The organism is Aequorivita marina, from assembly GCF_031631895.2.
Lineage (GTDB): Bacteria > Bacteroidota > Bacteroidia > Flavobacteriales > Flavobacteriaceae > Aequorivita > Aequorivita marina.
Genome location: NZ_JAVMBW020000005.1, coordinates 37164 through 54632, shown reverse-complemented (window position 1 = coordinate 54632; position 17469 = coordinate 37164). Strand labels below are relative to the sequence as shown.

The 17469-nt window shown below is 38.2% G+C and carries 18 protein-coding genes and 1 tRNA gene; 1 reads left to right on the top strand and 18 read right to left on the bottom strand.

Annotation, left to right across the window (positions count from 1 at the left end):
* Positions 1-41: 41 nt before the first annotated feature.
* From QPK98_RS08335 to QPK98_RS08310, 6 genes are all read right to left on the bottom strand, one after another.
* Positions 42-2156 (bottom strand): peptidylprolyl isomerase, encoded by a 2115-nt coding sequence (locus QPK98_RS08335; protein ID WP_310992733.1) that lies wholly within the window; start codon positions 2154-2156, stop codon positions 42-44.
* Positions 2157-2347: 191 nt separating this feature from the next.
* A complete protein-coding gene (locus tag QPK98_RS08330; RefSeq protein WP_435373094.1) occupies positions 2348-3571 on the bottom strand; it encodes a hemolysin family protein in 1224 nt (407 codons plus the stop codon).
* A 263-nt stretch (positions 3572-3834) separates the two neighbouring features.
* A complete protein-coding gene (gene lptC, locus QPK98_RS08325) occupies positions 3835-4410 on the bottom strand; it encodes an LPS export ABC transporter periplasmic protein LptC (RefSeq protein ID WP_310992730.1) in 576 nt (191 codons plus the stop codon).
* Positions 4411-4412: 2 nt separating this feature from the next.
* The gene (locus QPK98_RS08320; protein ID WP_310992728.1) at positions 4413-5777 is read right to left on the bottom strand and encodes a tetratricopeptide repeat protein; all 1365 of its coding nucleotides are present in this window, start codon (positions 5775-5777) and stop codon (positions 4413-4415) included.
* A gap of 19 nt (positions 5778-5796) precedes the next feature.
* Positions 5797-7035 (bottom strand): BamG family beta-barrel-assembly machinery protein, encoded by a 1239-nt coding sequence (gene bamG, locus QPK98_RS08315; RefSeq protein ID WP_310992727.1) that lies wholly within the window; start codon positions 7033-7035, stop codon positions 5797-5799.
* Entirely contained in the window at positions 7035-7763 is a 729-nt protein-coding gene (locus tag QPK98_RS08310) for a type III pantothenate kinase (protein WP_310992725.1), read from the bottom strand. Before QPK98_RS08310 ends, bamG begins: the two co-directional genes overlap by 1 nt.
* 144 nt (positions 7764-7907) lie before the next feature.
* Between QPK98_RS08310 and QPK98_RS08305 the strand changes: the two genes are divergently transcribed.
* Positions 7908-7980 (top strand) — tRNA-Phe (locus QPK98_RS08305).
* Positions 7981-8374: 394 nt separating this feature from the next.
* Here the strand turns inward: QPK98_RS08305 and QPK98_RS08300 are convergent.
* From QPK98_RS08300 to QPK98_RS08245, 12 genes are all read right to left on the bottom strand, one after another.
* Positions 8375-8848: a DUF2147 domain-containing protein gene (locus QPK98_RS08300; protein ID WP_310992723.1), complete on the bottom strand. Its 474-nt coding sequence runs from the start codon at positions 8846-8848 to the stop codon at positions 8375-8377.
* Between the two features lie 17 nt (positions 8849-8865).
* On the bottom strand, positions 8866-9768 hold the full coding sequence (locus QPK98_RS08295) for a GYDIA family GHMP kinase (protein ID WP_310992722.1): 903 nt from the start codon (positions 9766-9768) through the stop codon (positions 8866-8868).
* A gap of 3 nt (positions 9769-9771) precedes the next feature.
* Positions 9772-10278: a hypothetical protein gene (locus QPK98_RS08290; protein WP_310992721.1), complete on the bottom strand. Its 507-nt coding sequence runs from the start codon at positions 10276-10278 to the stop codon at positions 9772-9774.
* 44 nt (positions 10279-10322) lie between these two features.
* Complete coding sequence (locus QPK98_RS08285; protein WP_310992720.1) at positions 10323-11636, bottom strand: hydroxymethylglutaryl-CoA reductase, degradative; 1314 nt, start codon at positions 11634-11636, stop codon at positions 10323-10325.
* A 172-nt stretch (positions 11637-11808) separates the two neighbouring features.
* Positions 11809-11940: a 30S ribosomal protein THX gene (locus QPK98_RS08280; RefSeq protein ID WP_310992719.1), complete on the bottom strand. Its 132-nt coding sequence runs from the start codon at positions 11938-11940 to the stop codon at positions 11809-11811.
* Entirely contained in the window at positions 11940-12068 is a 129-nt protein-coding gene (locus QPK98_RS08275) for a hypothetical protein (RefSeq protein ID WP_310992718.1), read from the bottom strand. The genes QPK98_RS08280 and QPK98_RS08275 overlap by 1 nt, the downstream gene beginning before the upstream one ends.
* Positions 12069-12151: 83 nt before the next feature.
* Complete coding sequence (gene trpA, locus QPK98_RS08270) at positions 12152-12913, bottom strand: tryptophan synthase subunit alpha (protein WP_310992717.1); 762 nt, start codon at positions 12911-12913, stop codon at positions 12152-12154.
* Between the two features lie 45 nt (positions 12914-12958).
* On the bottom strand, positions 12959-14179 hold the full coding sequence (trpB, locus tag QPK98_RS08265) for a tryptophan synthase subunit beta (RefSeq protein WP_310992715.1): 1221 nt from the start codon (positions 14177-14179) through the stop codon (positions 12959-12961).
* A gap of 65 nt (positions 14180-14244) precedes the next feature.
* The gene (locus QPK98_RS08260) at positions 14245-14913 is read right to left on the bottom strand and encodes a phosphoribosylanthranilate isomerase (protein WP_310992713.1); all 669 of its coding nucleotides are present in this window, start codon (positions 14911-14913) and stop codon (positions 14245-14247) included.
* On the bottom strand, positions 14910-15695 hold the full coding sequence (gene trpC, locus QPK98_RS08255; RefSeq protein ID WP_310992711.1) for an indole-3-glycerol phosphate synthase TrpC: 786 nt from the start codon (positions 15693-15695) through the stop codon (positions 14910-14912). The genes QPK98_RS08260 and trpC overlap by 4 nt, the downstream gene beginning before the upstream one ends.
* Positions 15696-15742: 47 nt before the next feature.
* Positions 15743-16735: an anthranilate phosphoribosyltransferase gene (trpD, locus tag QPK98_RS08250; protein WP_310992710.1), complete on the bottom strand. Its 993-nt coding sequence runs from the start codon at positions 16733-16735 to the stop codon at positions 15743-15745.
* A gap of 112 nt (positions 16736-16847) precedes the next feature.
* Positions 16848-17420, bottom strand: a complete 573-nt coding sequence (locus QPK98_RS08245; protein ID WP_310992883.1) for an anthranilate synthase component II — start codon at positions 17418-17420, stop codon at positions 16848-16850.
* Between the last annotated feature and the right edge of the window lie 49 nt (positions 17421-17469).

Sequence of the window (17469 nt, the reverse complement as noted above, 5' to 3'; positions counted from 1 at the left end):
ACAAAATTGTAAAAAGGCTTTTTAAGAAATATGTTTTAAGACTAATAGAAGTTGGCGCGGTTATCTTCAATCTCGGCCTTTTGCTTAAGTGCGCTGAAAACTTCGTTTTGCGCAGATGGAGCAGCTTTATCGGTCATTTGGTTCGCATAATTAACATACGACTCCATTTTAGGAGCAGGATTGAAAGCGGTTACCTTTACTTTGTAAACCCCTTCGTTGCCATCAACCAAATTGGTTAATTCTCCTGGTTTGGTTCCAAAGGCAATACCTACTACTCTAGGTTCGCTTTTTCCAGCGATATTTGGGTTTGCCATGTTAATACCACTAGCAGTCCTTACAGAAACACCTTGGTTGGTAGCCAATTCCTTGAGGGTATTGCCAGAAATTGATTCTCGTATTCTTTGCGCTTTTTTCTCATTGCGCAAAATAGGGGTTACACGTGCCGAGGCATCTTCAGCTAGCATTAAACCTTTTGGATTTTTGCGAGTAAGCTGAGCAATTACATAACCATTTGTTACGTTAAAACGCTTTGTGTTACCCACTTCTGTGTCTTCGTTAAAAGCCCAATTAACAATGGGGCGGCTAGAGCCTAGTCCTGGAAGGTTATCGTCCATTTTCCCTATTTTATTTACGGGTTTTACTTCTAAGCTCTTTTCTTTTGCCAAGCTTGTAAAATCACCTTTTTGTACTGCGAGCTCAAATTTTGTTGCATCAGCAAATACGTTGTTTATAGTTTTTTCTGAGGCTTCTATGTTTTTTGTAAGCGTTGCTAACTTAACAGCTTTTTTTGCACTTGATTGTTCACCTACTTCTACAACGTGAATACCAAAGTCGGTTTCAACAATGCCAATAGTGCCTGAAGGGTTGCTAAAGATAAACTTGTCAAATGGCGGTACCATTCTACCTGGTTTTGAAGTACCAAGATCACCACCATTTTCTCCAGAACCGTCATCAGAGAATTCTTTTGCCAATTCAGCAAATTTAGAATTGTCTTTTCTAACAACACCCAAGATACTGTCAGCTAATTTTTGAGCTTCCTCTTTGGTTTTTGTAACCGTTTCTGGTGCACGCATGGTACCAACATAACGGATTAAGATATGTTTTGAGTCAGCGGAATCTGGCATTTTCTTAGTGTCTAATACCTTGGTTAGGTTGTATGCGTTATCCGTTTTATAAGGACCGTAAATGTCACCTTTATTTAATTTTATTAGCGTGTCAGCAACACTGGCTGGAAGATCGCTCTTGAATGACCATTTCTCAAAGTACGGCGTGTCTGAATACGCATTGATATACTCCTCATAGTCATTTGTATTTCTAAACCCAGCGATAGTATCGTTTGCTTTTGTGTTTTGGTTAAACTCAACCTTGTCGTTTAACATGGCCGCAGTTTCGGCTTTTGCTGTTTTAATGTCTTCTTCTGAAGGTTCTTCTGAAAAAAGTACATACTGAATATCGGCTTGTGCATCTACCTGAAATTCATTAGGGTGCGATGAAACATATTGCTTTATTTCCGAGTCTGAAACTTTTATCTCTTCATCTGGAATTTTGCTGTATGGCATCATTACATACTGAAAGTTTAAATTGTCATTCTGGAAATGGTATTCTTGTTCACCCTCAGCAACGGTTGCGCGTAAGCCGCCTTTAATCATGTTGTTATAGGTGGTTTGTAATACGCCGTCAGAAATATTTTCTTCAAATGTTAGCCATTGGTTATACATATCTGGCGAAGATGCTTTAATGCTAGCAATATATTCCTGGATTTTACCGTCGTCAACTTGCCCGGCTTCATTTAAAAAAGTAGGGTTATTGGCCAAAGCAGTTTTTAGGGCATTGTCCAGTTGGGCTTTTTCTACGCTAAGCCCGGCTTTATCAATTTGCTCTTCCATGATAACGCGGCGCATTTCTCGGTCCCAAACCATATTCATAGCACGGGTAGCATTCCCGCTAGGCCCCATGTTACGTTGGGCTGCTTCAACCTCTTGCATAAAGGTCTGTCTTGGGATGTCTGTTCCATTTATGGTAGCAATGTTGGTTTGACCTTTGGGGCCACTGCCGCCTTTGGTTAAGACGTCGCTTAAGATAAAGGCGAAAAGCGCCAATGCAATAATAAGGATAAGAAATATCCCTCTTTTTCTAATACTGTTTAAGATTGCCATTTGATGTTCAAATTTATCCTTCTTTCATGCGGTTATTCCGAACGGAAGGTCTTAGTTGTCATCCCTTTTACACCTTATTGTCGCTAAGGATTTGGAAGGGTTTGTTTTATAAGTTAATCAGGGAGCGAAAATAACATATTCCAATCAGTAATAAAAAACTAAAGTGAAAAAAGTTATGATTAAGTTAAAAACTAATCATCCGAATTATCCTTTACTTCTACCATCTCAATTTTTGTGCTTGAAACTTCAAGTATTGTAAATTCATAATCTGCTATGGATACGTTTTCGCCACGTTCGGGAATTTCTTCGGTATGGTTTACTATTAATCCGCCCAAAGTCTCGTAGTTTTCGCTTTCCTCTAGGTTGAGGTTGTAGGTTTCATTTACATAATCTACCTCTAGCCGAGCAGAAAACCTGTAATGGTCTTCGCTTAGTTCTTCCTCTACCAATTCAACACTGTCGTGCTCATCTTCAATTTCACCAAAAAGTTCCTCAATAATATCTTCAACGGTAATGATACCGCTTGTACCGCCGTATTCATCAATAACAACCGCAATACTCTTTCTTTTTTTACTAAGAATTCCTAACACGTCTTTAATAAGCATTGTTTCTGGAACAAAGACCACGGGCATTAAGATTTTCTTAATGGTACTGGGTTTTTTAAAAAGCTCAAAGGAATGAATGTATCCTAAAATATCATCAATATTCTCTTTATAGACCAATATTTTTGAAAGCCCTGTTTCGGTAAAAAGTTTGGCAAGCTCTTTAGGTGAAGTGTCTATGTCTACACCTACAACCTCTGTTCGCGGAACCATTGCTTCGCGCGATTTTACTTCGGAAAAGTCTAGCGCATTTTGAAAGATCTGTATTTCGGAATCCATCTCTTCCTTAGTTTCGGCAATATCCATTTGTTCCGAAATATAATTGCCAAGCTCCAACTTGCTAAAACTCAGTTGAACATTGTCGCCTTCCGACTTAAAAAATAACTTCAGTATTGAATCTGAAATCCAAATAACAAATTCTGAAATTAACGAAAATAGAACGTAAAAAAAGTAGGCAGGAACGGCGAATACCTTAACCAAGTTGTTGGCGTAAATTTGAAAGAATACCTTTGGAAGAAATTCCGCAGTCATGAGTATTACCAAGGTAGAAATGATTGTTTGAACCAACAATCCCGTGAAGCCAGACAAGGGAATATATTCCATTAACAAAGCGCCCATAAAGAAGCCATAGATCACTAAGGCAATGTTGTTGCCCACAAGCATGGTAGCAATAAACTTTGAAGGGCGTTTCGTGATTTTTTTTAGAATTCCAGCCAAAAAGTTGTTTTGCTTCTTTTCAATCTCAATATGGATTTTGTTGGAAGAAACGTAAGCAATCTCCATTCCCGAAAAAAATGCGGAGAGTAGGAGCATTGATAGTATGATTATTATACTGTAATCCAATTTCTAGTTATGGGTTATATTGAAGTTTTATACGTTTAATGCAGCGCTACTTCTTATTTCTTTCATCCATTTTTTTTCTAAAATTTCTTTTAAAGAAAAACATAAAGATAGAAACAACAACAAAAAAAAGAAATAAATACGCTCTATTTGGTGCTTCATTCCAATTATTAACTGTTTCATATGCAAAAAATACGGCCATTATAAGGTAGGCGTATTCAAAAAATCGAAAGAATTTAGTTGCCATCGTCAATTTTATTTTTGTCTATTAGTTGGACGCCCTGGTTTTTTCGGGATAAAAAGATAGTGAAATCTTGGTTGCCATCAAACCGTGCCCCATCGTTATATGAGCCATCCTTAAATTTAATTTGGTAAGGTTGATCAGTAAAAACCCATTCGTTTTCTTGATCCCAGTACAGTTGCTGTGCTTTAAGCACCACGCTGTCTGCTGTTACCAATACTACGTTTTTACGTAAATCTACCAAGCCTGTTTCGTCAAACTGAATGGCATAATCTGAGTTTACAGTGCTTTTTTCGCCTTTTTCATTCCAAAACAGGACTTCAACCCCTTTGGGAAATTCTTTATATGGAAACTCTAAATTTGAATAATCCAACAGTTTTTCGGCTAACAAGTTGGTGACCAGTTTGCCTGAATCGGTATATTTAAAGTTAATATTTTTGCCTTCAGCAATGGGCGCCCCGTCTGAAAGGCTTAGGTTTTTTACGTTTTGGTAATTGCTTTCACATGCAAAAAGCGTGATGGTCAATACCAAGACCATCACGCTTTTAAACATATTTAAGTTTGTGTGCATTATTACAAATTAGGGACTCGTACGCTTCCGCCAACCCAACAGTTAAATTTGATTGTTTTGCCGGCCATATTTTCACTAAAGATATCACTTTTTTGTGGAGCCATTCCTCTATATGATTGGGCTGCGGCTTTAGCATTTCCAGCCATAGTTCTATCTACACGAGCGGCTTTGTCCATCATATCAGCAGCTAACCAGTACATTGCTCTTTTTTCAAAAACATTAGTTCCGCAGTTGTTTGCACTTTTGGCATACATAGAACCAATTTTATAGTAGGCAACTCCTGCAGAAGGCTTTACAGATAACATTTTGTTGTAATAGTTTCTTGCAGTACTGTAACTTCCTTTTTTGCGGTAGTTTTCAGCAATACTGTAGTAAATTCTGTACTTTTTTGTATTGTCCGTTTCAAGGTCTGCCGCTTGGTTAAAGTATTCTAAAGCCTGTGATGCTTTACCTTCAGACTCAGCTTGTTTACCTAGCAAATATGCCGAAGTAGAACTTGGTTCCAATTCGTGAAGACGAACAGCCAGTTTGTTTGATAATGGACTGTCGCAATCTTTAGCATCAAGTCTATTACTAGCAGATTTTATCCACTCTATATCGTTCTTTTTCGCTTCGTAGTCTTTTTCGTAAAGTGGAATCAAGTTTGGGCAATCTGCTAATTGACCCAATTTTCCATTTACACTTTCTTCTACTGTTGCATATACACCAAGGTTGTTTTCATACACTGCTTTGGCGCGGTTTTCCTTGCTTGTTAGTTTGGTGTTTGTCTCTTCCTTATCCATTAAAGGCGTTAGTTTTGAGGCAAGACTATTTTTTTCTATATCAATTTTTGCAGTAACCTTGTCATAAAGATCAAAGATTTCCTGAAGCTCTTTGTCTCCTGAGTTATGCAAATCTACAGCTAACGAAAAATAAGCATATAAGCTTTTTCCACTGGTAAAGTTTTTAGGAAATTTTGTAAAGGCTTTGTCATAGGCGTTAAACTGCTCTGTTTTTGTTCCTATATTATTGTCAAATTTTATTTGCGCAATCTTTAAAAGTACATCGCCTTCCTCTGTTTTTTCAGGAAAGTTTTCAAGTCTTAGCTCCCAAGCATTAATTAGGTCATTCACTTTACTTTTATCGCCTTTTTCATCAATAAAATAGTCAAACATTTTAACGGCATATTGATATATGGCAAGATTGTAGTCTGGGCATTCCTTAATTAATTTTTCATAAAAAGGAAGTGCAGCCTCATAATTCTTTGCTTTGGCTGGCTCTGAAAAATAAGACAGGGAAATTGCACAGTCATCCGGTGCTTGGGCAATAGTTTTTCCAGAAAGGGAAACTAGTAAAATTGTAAACAGTAAGGTGAATTTTGTTTTCATGGTTTTGCTATTATTGGTATTAATCATATAATCTTTTTTCGAACCAACGGTCGTTTAGTGAAAAACTTAAAAATGTATTTATAAAATTTTCTTGAATCAAACCAAAGTCGGTGGTTCCGCGTCTGCCGATCTCAACTCCTAGGTTAACATTAGAGAATAATCGTCCTACGGGTAAACCAACTCCAAAAGATATGCCAAACTCGTTTATATCATGACCATCAAGTACTAATCCTGTTTCTTCAAATCTTACGCCAGCTCTATAAACCACTCTTTTAAAGTACTTTCCAAACGAATTGTACTTCGGAATATAGTAACCACCTACATTAAACTTTGAGGCATTTTTATAAGTAACCTTGTCAAGAGTAAAGGTACGGTTTGTAAAGTTACTAGATTCTTGGTTTGTGTATTGCGCTCCAATACCCCATGATTTGGGTTTGCTTATACCTGCTCCAATAGTAAATTGTGATGGGAATGTGAACTTGGTGTCTGCAACGCTTATGTCGCGCTCATCAACAGGGTATATTCCCGTTGGAAGTATAGACACGCTAGCTGTTTTTCTGGAGTTTTCTGAAGTAAAATCGGTGCCGGGACTGTAAGTTACCGACCCTGTAAGTTCTAGGTTCTCGGTAATCATCTGTTTGTATATTGCACCAAAATTAAAGCTGAAGCCTGATAGATTAGATCGGTTTATAATTCGGGTTCCGTATGCTATATCGGGGTTTTTGGTAATTGCTGTGTTTTTAATCTTCCCAAAATTATAATTGGCATCTACGCCCAAGCTAAGCGCTGGTGTAACTTGATACCCTAAAGATAAATAGGCTCTATTTAAGCCTCCGCTACCTTCGTATTGTGTAACGCCTTCATCTAAGTTTGAGTAAAACTCATAGCCTACGGAAGAGTACGGTACAAGGCCAAAGCCCATTCCTAACTTACCCATGGGAATTCCCATTGCCATATAGTCTAAGGTCGTGGCGGAAGTATTTTGACTTTCCGATTCGTTTTTTTGATTCACAGCTTTATGCCCAGCCCCAACTGAAAAATTAATTAGGCGTAGGTCGGCATATCCCGCAGGATTCTGTAGGTTTATATGGATGCTATCAGAGAAAACGCCAAGGCCTCCCATGGCTCTGTTTTCTACAGTTCCACGGAATTTCATGGTTCCGATACCATAATACGAATACGGAGATGTGGTTCCTTCTTGTGCGAAAACAGCACCCGTGATAAGTAAAAATAAACCAATTACTATTTTTCTAAACATCAATGTTTGTTATATTCTAAAATATGGTTCAATCCCTCCAATAAAAAATTTGAGTTGGCAAAGATGTCATTTTTTATACTATCTCGCAAAAAATGTGCATCCCCTCCTGTTAAAATAACTGTTAAAGTGCCTTTTTCTTTTTTATAATCTGCTATAAAACCATCTATTTCGTGTAAAATTCCGTGTACCACGCCAGAATGAATTGCAGTGTCAGTAGTATTTCCAATAATTTCAGTTGGGACAGTTGCGCTCAATATGGGTAGTTTTTCAGTAAATGTATTCAAAGCCTTATACCGCATTGAAATTCCTGGCGAAATTGCACCGCCAAAATATTCGTTTTCTAAACTTAGAAAATCATAAGTTATACAGGTGCCAGCATCAATAATCAGTACATTCGTATTTGCGTATTGTTTTGCCGCTGCACTAACCAAGGCAATGCGATCTATACCTAAAGTTTGGGGCGTGGCATATTTATTTATAAAAGGCAGTTTGGTTTGATGGGTGAGCTTTAAAACAGAATATTGCTTTTGTAATTGTAAAAGTTGATGTTCGGTTAAATTACTAACCGACGAAACAATGGTATTTTCAATCAATGGATACGCCTTGGATACGTTGTTTAGCGTAGGTAGAAAATCCTCTTTAACGCAAGCTGTTTTATGTTTAAGTACTTCCAAATCAAACACTCCCAGTTTTACTAAAGTGTTTCCAACGTCAATTACAAGGTTCATTTTTTCTATTATGGCCGTAAAAGTACGATTAGAAACAGCAAGAAATTGTTAAGGCCCTATTAAAGTGCTGAAAATAATTTTTTATTTTTTTGAATTAAAGTTTTGCGAAAACGAAAATTGCTTTATATTTGCCGTCTCAATAATGGTGCCTTAGCTCAGTTGGTAGAGCAATGGACTGAAAATCCATGTGTCCCTAGTTCGATTCTTGGAGGCACCACACTAAAACCCGAAGCATTTGCTTCGGGTTTTTTGTATTTTTAGGATTTGTTCATACTTTCCCGTGACCCCAGCGGTAGTGTAGTTTATGCCTCTCACGCCTAGAGAACGACCCACCCCGTCCGTCGCAATTAAGCTTTTGCGCTGATAGAAAAACATTGTTCCGCGACGTCCACCCCTCCCTGAAAATAGGGGGGGTGCGTTGGTGCTATTATTTTTGTTTTTTGCTGTATTATTATTGGGTGCTGGTAAGTGCCTCTTATCCTATTTCAGGGGATGATGTCTGTCGCTACAACCTATATTCAAACTGCTAATTTCCATTCGGCGGGCGGAAGGGGGAATGGTTGTCTTTGCTTGAAAGCTCACCGAATTTTACATGAAACCCTCGCATGAAGCTAATACACATATTTAAAAACGTGATAAATCGCTACAAATTCTTCAATGGTAACAAAGTCGTTTATTGTAAAAAGAATGTCGCCACTATAATTTGAAGTGCCCGCGTAAACATTGCCGTCGCTTAATGTAGCTACAATGTCTCCAGAGTAATTTGAATTCTTTTTATAGACCTTCCCATCCTTAATGTTCATAACAACATCTCCCGAATAGCTAGAATTGCCTTTATAAACCTTTCCTTCTATAATGGTATAAATAATGTCGCCAGAATAGGTGGAATTGCCCTTATAGATTTTATTCTCGGCAATCCGAAGCAATATATCGCCAGAGTAATTGGAGTTTTTCTTATAGACTTTCGCATCGTTTACAGTACAGATAACATCGCCGCTATAAGTAGAATTTCCTTTATAGACCTTCACTTGCGACATTGACAAACTGGTAAAAAGCAGCAATAAATATAAGGGGAGGTATTGCATTGTAATTTCCTTTCTGGTTACTTAATCATCTTCTTAAAAGGAATAATCGTGCCATATCCTTTTCTTCGGAAGTAATCCATATCATTTTCATTTCCCATCACCAAAATAAAATCGCCACCCCAAGCGCCTAAACTTTTGATAGTTCCAGAATAATCACTAAAAAACTGTTCTTTAACTGTGGGAAGATCTATAATTTCTGAAATTATTGCTTCGTGTAAATCCATCAACTGCTCAAATTCTGAAAGTGAGTTACACAGTAAAAGCTTTTTGCTAATAGCTGAAATTTGTTGAATGGATTTTTTATCAACTGAGGCACTTCTATATCTCGCAATCCCTTCTTTACTATCTTGTTTTTGGTTTAAGTGAACAAAGAATAATTGATCTTTAAAGCTCCAATTAATTTTTACTTTTTCAAATTTTGGGACTCCATTTTGCAATTCATATAATAAAGGAGAATTATTTTGCGCAGCGGCAATATCGTAACCACTTCCGCCAAAGCTATTTTTCAGAAGTTGAAAAGCGTTGACATTTGCCCATTGTGCAATGTTGTTTATTAAGGTGGAAGAGGTTCCCAAACCCCAGTTACGCGGAAAATCTAACTTTGTAGTCACTTGTATTCCGTCAACTTTGGTGAGAAAATCATGATTCAGCTTTCTAGCTTCGCGAAGTATTTTTGAGAGTGTTCGGGAAACGTCATCATCACGCTTTTCAATTTCAAAATTGTTTATGCCGAATTGTCCTTCAAACCAAACCGAACCTTGTTCGTCCAAGCTCTTCCAATGAATTCCATTTTTTTCTGAAGGAGCCACCTCCAGCGATTGCCCATACGTTGTGGGGATAGCTAAAGCCGTAGCCCCATCGAGCACAACATACTCACCGGTGAGCAATAATTTTCCGTTGCTGTAGAAGGTTTTATTCAATCTTTACTTTTTTTTAAAATAACTATAATATTGTATACGTAGCATAGGGCCAATTACTGTGTCACTGTTGCTGCCAGTACTATCCTCGTGCGGAAAAGCAATAAAGGCACCCAGATCTAGCGTCCAGCCACTTTTTCTGCTTTTAGACCGAAAGTCTAAGCCAATGCTCAAGCTTAGAGCAGTTTGATAATCGGAGCCTATTTCATCACCAATACTAGGAAGATAAGTGCCGCTTTGTCTAAAAAACCAATTTCGTCTATTTGTAAAATCATTTAATTTTGAAAAGTATAACCTATGCTCAACACTTAAGGTGGGATGATAGCCATAAAACACTAAAAATCCCGTAGAAGCTCCAATTTGGCTACGTTTTCCCACATCTACATTTGCGCCTAAATGGATTAATTCTGGCACAGATAAACCGGTTACAAATCGAGTTTTTGTTAAGCTTTCCTGCTGTGCTTGCATGAGGAAGGCACAAAATAAAAACAGCAGCGATATGTGATATTTCATTTTATGAAACTACAAAAAAATATAATTACATCTTAATTAAATGTCTAGTTTTTTATATGCTTCAAAAATTCCACCACCGCGTTATGCGAAACTGCATTATCTTTAAAATGTTCCAAGGCTTTTGTTTTTTCTTCTTTTGAAGCATTAAATTGGTTTAAGATATTCATCAAGTGCATTTTCATGTGTCCTTTCTGGATTCCAACAGTAACCAAAGATCGAATAGCAGCAAAGTTTTGCGCCAAACCGGCAACGGCCATTATTTTCATCAACTGTTTGGCATCCGGTTTTTGAAGGATTTCAAAAGCCAATTTTGTCAAGGGATGAAGTGATGTTAGTCCACCTACGGTTCCTATGGCCAAAGGCAGTTCTATCCAGAATGTGAAAACGCCATCTTCCACTTTTGCATGTGTTAAGCTTCCGTAGTAACTGTTTCTTGCGGCATAGGCGTGTACGCCCGCTTCAACGGCACGAAAATCATTTCCGGTCGCCAAAACCACGGCATCAACCCCGTTCATAATTCCTTTGTTGTGAGTTACGGCACGGTGTGTCTCGGTTTTAGCAATCTCAATAGCGCGTATAAATTTTTTGGCAAACTCCCTTCCGTTGTGTTGCTTTGTGGTCAATTCCTCAACTTTGCAGCTCACTTCGGCACGTACTAAACAATCTGGCACATAATTGGAAAGAATGCTCATTACCACTTCTGGGTATTGTTCTTTTTTCCGAAATACTTCGTACTGCTTTGCTTCCGCTTCAAACGTATGCGCCATTTGCTCTAAACAACTATTGATGAAATTTGCACCCATGGCATCCAAGGTTTCAAAAGTGGCGTGTATATAAGAATAGCCCTCTAAAATATGCGATTTATCAACCAGTGAAAGTTCTAAAAGTCCGCCGCCGCGAGCCTTCATGTTTTTTTCAATGTCCTGTATGCTCTTGCGAAGCTTTGGCTTTACCGCTTCAAAGAAAGTTTCTAGCTCTTTTTCACTTCCGAAGTAATTAAAATGAATCTGCCCGTTTTTTTCGGTAGAAATCACTTCTGCTTTAAAACCGCCACGCTCCAACCAAAACTTTGCCGCATTGCTAGCAGCCGCTACCACTGAGCTTTCTTCGGTGACCATGGGTAGAGCGTAAAGCTTTTCATTAATTAGAAAATTGGGTGCAATACCGAACGGCAAATAATAATTGGAAAGTGTGTTTTCTATAAAATCGTCATGAAGTTGCTGAAGCGTGGCGTCTTCATTCCAATACTTTTTTAAAACCTGAATTGCGTCTGGGCGGTTTTGTAGATAATTTTTTGCCAGCCATTCAATTTTTTCAGCCTTGGTTTTTTTTGAAAATCCAGAAACGGGTCCAATCATTTTAAAAGGTAAAGTTGAATTGCAAATATAATATTTCGGTTAAGCTTCTTTAGGGTGATTTAAAAAATAAAAAAGCATCTGAAAACAAAATTTGTTTCCAAATGCTTTTAAAGTCTAAAGGAATAATTAGTATGTTATATGCCTAAACTCCTAGGCGTAACGGCCAATTTTCTTATCCCTCTTTCTTTTGGGCGTCTTTCGTAGGTTTTGGCCGAACGTTGAATTTTTTACGTTTGGGCCTTAGCTTGCCATACGAGCCAATGTTTATTTTTCCGCGTTTCGTCTTTTTATCTCCTTTTCCCATTATTTTTTATTTTGCTGTTCTTTTATAGTTTCCTTGTCAATATCAAACTCATTGGTTTCACGCTCTGTTTTTCCAGTTGGGTTTGTTGGATTTTTCTGCTCTTTCTTTCTTTCATACTTCTTATCCATAACATTCGTTTTTTTATTCATTCCCTAAACTATAAAAAATCAACTGAAAACTGTATTAAATCCTTGCTAAATAATGGTTAAAATTACCGAATAGCGGCAATAAACCTCGATATTCCATCAATTCCATTTTTTGAAAGCATTTTAATAAAAGCACTGCCTATAATTGCTCCATTTGTATGGGAAGTAGCTTGCAGAAAGGTTTTAGAATCCTTTACTCCAAATCCAAGAATTAAGGGCGTGGAAAGCTGCATGTTGGCAATACGCTTAAAATACGCTTCCTGTTCTTTACCGAAACCACTGGCACTACCAGTAACACTAGCGCTGCTTACCATATAAATAAAACCTTCGGAAACAGCGTCAATTTTATGAATGCGTTCTTCTGAAGTTTGTGGTGTAATAAGAAAAACATTAATCAGGCCATGTTTTTTGAATGTTTCGGCATAATGTTCCTCGTATTCCGCCAGTGGAAGATCTGGCAAAATCAATCCGTCAATGCCAACTTCTGCACATTTTCTACAAAAATTTTCAACTCCAAACTGAAGTATCGGGTTAAAATACCCCATGATAATTAATGGAATGGAAACTGTTTCTCGAACCGTTTCTAATTGTTCAAAAAGGCGTTCGGTGGTCATGCCGTTTTCTAAAGCAACTTGTGAACTGGCCTGAATAGTAGGGCCATCGGCCAGCGGATCGCTAAAGGGTAAGCCTATTTCAACCATATCCACCCCACCTTTTTCAAGCTGTTGAAGAATGCTGAGGGTGTCCTCATGTTCTGGATATCCTGCCGTAAAATATATGGAGAGCAGTTTTTTGTTTTGCTTTAGTCTTTCTTTAATTCGATTCATAATAGCGTAGCGTTTTTACTAGTTTTTGAAACCTGTGAGCTCAGTTTATAGGTTAAAATGATTGATATATGTATCCAAGTCCTTATCGCCACGACCACTTAAATTCACAACGACGATATCCTCTTTTTTGAACTTTTTACTTTTTAAAATTGCAAGGGCGTGACTGCTTTCAATGGCGGGAATAATGCCTTCTAACTTACAAAGTTCGAGTCCGGCTTGCATAGCCTCGTTATCGGTAATAGAAATGAACTCCCCACGTTCGGAAGCAAAGAGGTGTGCGTGCATTGGGCCAACACCGGGATAATCCAACCCGGCCGAAATAGAGTATGGCTCCGTTATTTGTCCGTCTTGGTTTTGCATTAACAAGGTTTTGCTGCCATGGATAATCCCTGCTTTTCCCAGGGCTGAGGTCGCGGCACTTTGGCCGGTATCAATACCTTTTCCTGCTGCTTCTGCGGCAATAATTCCCACTTCAGGGGTGTCTAGGTACTCATAAAATGCGCCAGCAGCATTACTGCCGCCACCAACACAGGCAACAACAAAATCTGGACTTTCACGGCCTTCTAATTTCTTGAGTTGGGATTTTATCTCTTCGGAAATTATACTTTGAAAACGCGCTACCATATCTGGATAAGGATGCGGCCCAACTACACTGCCTATAATATAATGTGTGTTTACAGGGTTGTTTATCCAATCGCGAATTGCCTCGTTGGTGGCATCTTTTAGGGTTTTACTGCCACTGGTTGCCGGAATTACTTTTGCCCCAAGCATTTTCATCCGTGCAACGTTTGGGGCTTGTCGTTTTATATCTATTTCGCCCATAAAAATCACACATTCTAGCCCCATTAATGCGCAGACCGTGGCGGTTGCTACCCCGTGTTGTCCAGCCCCGGTCTCGGCTATTATGCGAGACTTGCCCAAACGCTTTGCCATTAAAACCTGACCGATGGTATTGTTTATTTTATGCGCCCCTGTATGGCAAAGGTCTTCGCGTTTTAAATAAATTTTAGTGTTGTATTTCTCTGAAAGTCGTTTTGCAAAATAAAGCGGAGTAGGCCTACCAACATAGTCTTTTAATAACTGCTGAAATTCCTTTTGAAAGGATTCCTCGGCCATTATAGTTAAATAATTCTGCCGAAGTTCCTCCACATTTGGATAAAGCATTTCTGGAATATAAGCCCCGCCAAATTCGCCGTAGTAGCCATTTTTGTTTATGCTGTATTTTCCTGCCGAAGCTGAAGTAGTTTGTTGATTGTTCTGTTTCATAATTTTTGTGTTATTCCAAAATATTAATTTAGACCTACAGGGTTTTGGAAACCCTGCAGAATGTTCTAAAAACCTTGCAGGAAATCTTGCAGAAAGGAAACATCTTTTCTTCCCGGTTCCGTTTCAAACTTGCTGTTTACGTCAATGCCAATTATTGGTAAATTCCACTCTAATACTTCCTTAATTTCTGCTGTTTGCTCTATGCCAATACCGCCACTTAAAATAAACGGGGTTCGGTATGTATAACGCTTTAAAATTTCCCAGTTAAAAGTTTTACCGTTTCCGCCGTGGTTTTCGCCTTTGGTGTCAAATAAAAATGCGTCCACCTTACCTACGAAGTCATAAGTTTCATCAAAATTAAAATCATCATCAACCTTAAAAACCTTCCAAACATCGTAGCCATCCCAAAATTTTAAGCGTAAAAACATATTTAGGTTTAAAATAAACTCCTTGGTTTCATCCCCGTGAAGCTGTATTACATCTAGGTCATACTTTTTATAGGCTTCAAGAATTTCGGTTATAGTTGCATTCACAAAAACGCCAACTTTTTTTACGCCTTCTGGCACCTCAGGGATTTCTCCGGAATCAAAATAACGCGGACTTTTTTTATAAAAGATAAATCCGAGATAATCTGGTTGGAGAGAGGCAACTTCGGCAATGTTGTGTTTCATACCACAGATTTTTAATGCCATTTTAGCGCTTTCTGAAGTGGAAGGTGTTGGTTTGCTTGTCATAACGATAAGTTTTTAATAAACTGTTTTGCAGTTTCGCCTGGGTTTTTAGTTTTCATAAATGTTTCGCCAATAAGAAATCCTTCAAAACCGTATGATTTTAAATCGTTTATGGTTTCAACCCTGCTGATTCCACTTTCTGAAATTTTTACGAAATCTTTTGGTATTTTCTCTGAAAGAGTTTTGCTGGTGTCAATATCTACCTTGAAGTTTTTAAGATTTCTGTTGTTTACACCTATGATATCTACATTAGGCAAGAGTGATTTTTCAAGTTCATCACGGTTATGGATTTCCAGTAAAACGTCCATCTTCAAACTTTTTGCTAGGTGTGAAAACTGCTTTAAGCTTTCTGCTGAAAGACAGGCTGCAATCAATAAAATTGCATCTGCACCATAAGCCTTGGCTTCATAAATTTGATACGGATCAACAATAAACTCTTTCCGAAGAACGGGTAGTAAAACCGAGTTTTTAGTCAAGAGAAGATCGTCTAATGATCCGCCAAAAAAGTTAGTGTCCGTTAAAACTGAGATTGCCGAAGCACCCGCCTTTTCGTAGCCTGAAACAACTTCGTGCAGCAATACTTTTTCGTTGATTACCGATTTGCTGGGCGATCGCCGTTTGTGTTCCGCAATAATTCCGGTTGAAGAATTTTGTAAAGCCTCTGCTAAAGATCTGGTTTCTTTTGAAAATAATGGAAATCGCTCTAACAACCGAATCGGGATTGTTTCTTTTTTTGCCTCCACTTCTTTTAATTTGTAGGCTGCTATTTTGTCTAAAATGTTCATGATAGTTTATTTTATTGACCTAATTCTCCTTGGAAAAAGAAAGAGGTTTAGCCACTTATATCTTGTAATTTTTTTAAAGCGTTCAGTGCATTTTTAGACTGTAAAGACTGCTTCGCTTTTTCAAAACCTTCTAAAATGGAGCATTTTTTAACTACTGAAATTGCCAATGCAGCATTTGCACAAACCACGTTGTTTTGAGCTTCGGTTCCATTTCCGTTTAAGATATCTATAAATATTTTGGCCGAAGATTTTATGGTTTCTCCGCCAAAAATTTCAGATTCAGCAATTTCATTCACTCCGAAATCTGTAGCGTTAAGGAGTGTTTCCGAGTTTTTAGAAATCATTTTTACTGGGCCAGTAAGCGAAACTTCATCATACCCATCTATGGCGTGAAGCACAACATAATCTTTATTGCTTTTTTGATAGAGATAGCCATACATTCTGGCCAGTTCCAGGTTAAAAACGCCTACCAATTGATTTTTTGGAAAGGCAGGGTTTACCATTGGTCCCAACATATTAAAGAAGGTTTTTACGCCTAATTCTCTTCGGATTGGTCCCACATTCTTCATTGCCGGATGGAATAGGGGAGCGTGCAAAATGCAGATTCCGGCTTCGTCTATACTGCGATGTAGAAAATCTTTGCTATTGCTGAACTTTACGCCTAAAGCTTCCATAACATTGCTACTACCGCTAACCGATGAAACCCCGTAGTTGCCGTGTTTTGTTACTTTAACCCCGGCTCCAGCAGTAACAAAAGATGCCAATGTTGAAATGTTAAATGTGTTTTTACCATCGCCGCCAGTACCGCATAAATCTATAGTGTTGTAGTGGCTAAAGTCAACGGCCAAGCACAAATCTAGCAAGGCGTCGCGAAAACCTTCTAACTCCTCTAAAGTTACGTTTCGCATCATAAAAACAGTCAAGAATGCCGCAATCTGACTTTGATTGTATTTGTCTTCGGAAATATTAACCAAAACGGCTCTTGCTTCTTCCTTTGAAAGATGCTCGTGGTTTATTAACCTGTTTAGAATTTTTTTCATAATCATGCCCGCGAACACGGGTATCTTTTTATTTTAGTCTTGTTTCTCTAGTAAAGGCGCGAAGTCGCGAAGTTTTATTTTTGAACATTGAACACTAATTTCCCTTTTGGGGCTAGGAGGTTACCCAATTCCTAATAATCTGCTTCCCCATTGGTGTCAATACGCTCTCAGGATGAAACTGCACGCCACATACGTTATAAAATTTATGACGGAGCGACATTATCTGCCCGTGGTCATCTTCCGAGGTAACCTCCAAAACTTCTGGAAATCCTTTTTTTGATACTACCCAACTGTGGTATCTTCCTATTTCAATTTTACTTTCCAGCCCTTTAAATAATGGTTCGTTCTTAGATAGAATGGTTGCTGTGGTGGCAACGCCATGAAAAACCTCACTTAAATTTTCCAAATTTCCACCAAAAACTTCCCCAATAGCTTGTTGCCCTAAGCAAACACCTAAAATTGGTTTTGAAGTTGCGTATTGTTTTATCACCTCCTTCAACAATCCCGCTTCATCTGGAATTCCTGGGCCTGGAGAAAGTAGAATTTTGTCGAAATCTGCCACTTCTTCCAGTGTAAACCTGTCGTTTCGTTTCACGCTTACTTCGCAATCCAATTCCTCTAAATAGTGAACCAAATTGTACACAAAACTGTCGTAATTATCTATTACCAGTATTTTTAGTCCCATCCCTAAGCCTTTCTCATGAGGAAAGGGATCTTGCTTGTTGTTTTTATTT

What these genes read in the sequence shown, in the direction of transcription:
- QPK98_RS08335 (WP_310992733.1), bottom strand. Translation starts at nt 2,156, where the DNA reads ATGGCAATCTTAAACAGTATTAGAAAAAGAGGGATATTTCTTATCCTT.
- QPK98_RS08330 (WP_435373094.1), bottom strand. Translation starts at nt 3,571, where the DNA reads ATGCTCCTACTCTCCGCATTTTTTTCGGGAATGGAGATTGCTTACGTT.
- lptC (WP_310992730.1), bottom strand. Translation starts at nt 4,410, where the DNA reads ATGCACACAAACTTAAATATGTTTAAAAGCGTGATGGTCTTGGTATTG.
- QPK98_RS08320 (WP_310992728.1), bottom strand. Translation starts at nt 5,777, where the DNA reads ATGAAAACAAAATTCACCTTACTGTTTACAATTTTACTAGTTTCCCTT.
- bamG (WP_310992727.1), bottom strand. Translation starts at nt 7,035, where the DNA reads ATGTTTAGAAAAATAGTAATTGGTTTATTTTTACTTATCACGGGTGCT.
- QPK98_RS08310 (WP_310992725.1), bottom strand. Translation starts at nt 7,763, where the DNA reads ATGAACCTTGTAATTGACGTTGGAAACACTTTAGTAAAACTGGGAGTG.
- QPK98_RS08300 (WP_310992723.1), bottom strand. Translation starts at nt 8,848, where the DNA reads ATGCAATACCTCCCCTTATATTTATTGCTGCTTTTTACCAGTTTGTCA.
- QPK98_RS08290 (WP_310992721.1), bottom strand. Translation starts at nt 10,278, where the DNA reads ATGAAATATCACATATCGCTGCTGTTTTTATTTTGTGCCTTCCTCATG.
- QPK98_RS08285 (WP_310992720.1), bottom strand. Translation starts at nt 11,636, where the DNA reads ATGATTGGACCCGTTTCTGGATTTTCAAAAAAAACCAAGGCTGAAAAA.
- QPK98_RS08280 (WP_310992719.1), bottom strand. Translation starts at nt 11,940, where the DNA reads ATGGGAAAAGGAGATAAAAAGACGAAACGCGGAAAAATAAACATTGGC.
- QPK98_RS08275 (WP_310992718.1), bottom strand. Translation starts at nt 12,068, where the DNA reads ATGGATAAGAAGTATGAAAGAAAGAAAGAGCAGAAAAATCCAACAAAC.
- trpA (WP_310992717.1), bottom strand. Translation starts at nt 12,913, where the DNA reads ATGAATCGAATTAAAGAAAGACTAAAGCAAAACAAAAAACTGCTCTCC.
- trpB (WP_310992715.1), bottom strand. Translation starts at nt 14,179, where the DNA reads ATGAAACAGAACAATCAACAAACTACTTCAGCTTCGGCAGGAAAATAC.
- QPK98_RS08260 (WP_310992713.1), bottom strand. Translation starts at nt 14,913, where the DNA reads ATGACAAGCAAACCAACACCTTCCACTTCAGAAAGCGCTAAAATGGCA.
- trpC (WP_310992711.1), bottom strand. Translation starts at nt 15,695, where the DNA reads ATGAACATTTTAGACAAAATAGCAGCCTACAAATTAAAAGAAGTGGAG.
- trpD (WP_310992710.1), bottom strand. Translation starts at nt 16,735, where the DNA reads ATGAAAAAAATTCTAAACAGGTTAATAAACCACGAGCATCTTTCAAAG.
- QPK98_RS08245 (WP_310992883.1), bottom strand. Translation starts at nt 17,420, where the DNA reads ATGGGACTAAAAATACTGGTAATAGATAATTACGACAGTTTTGTGTAC.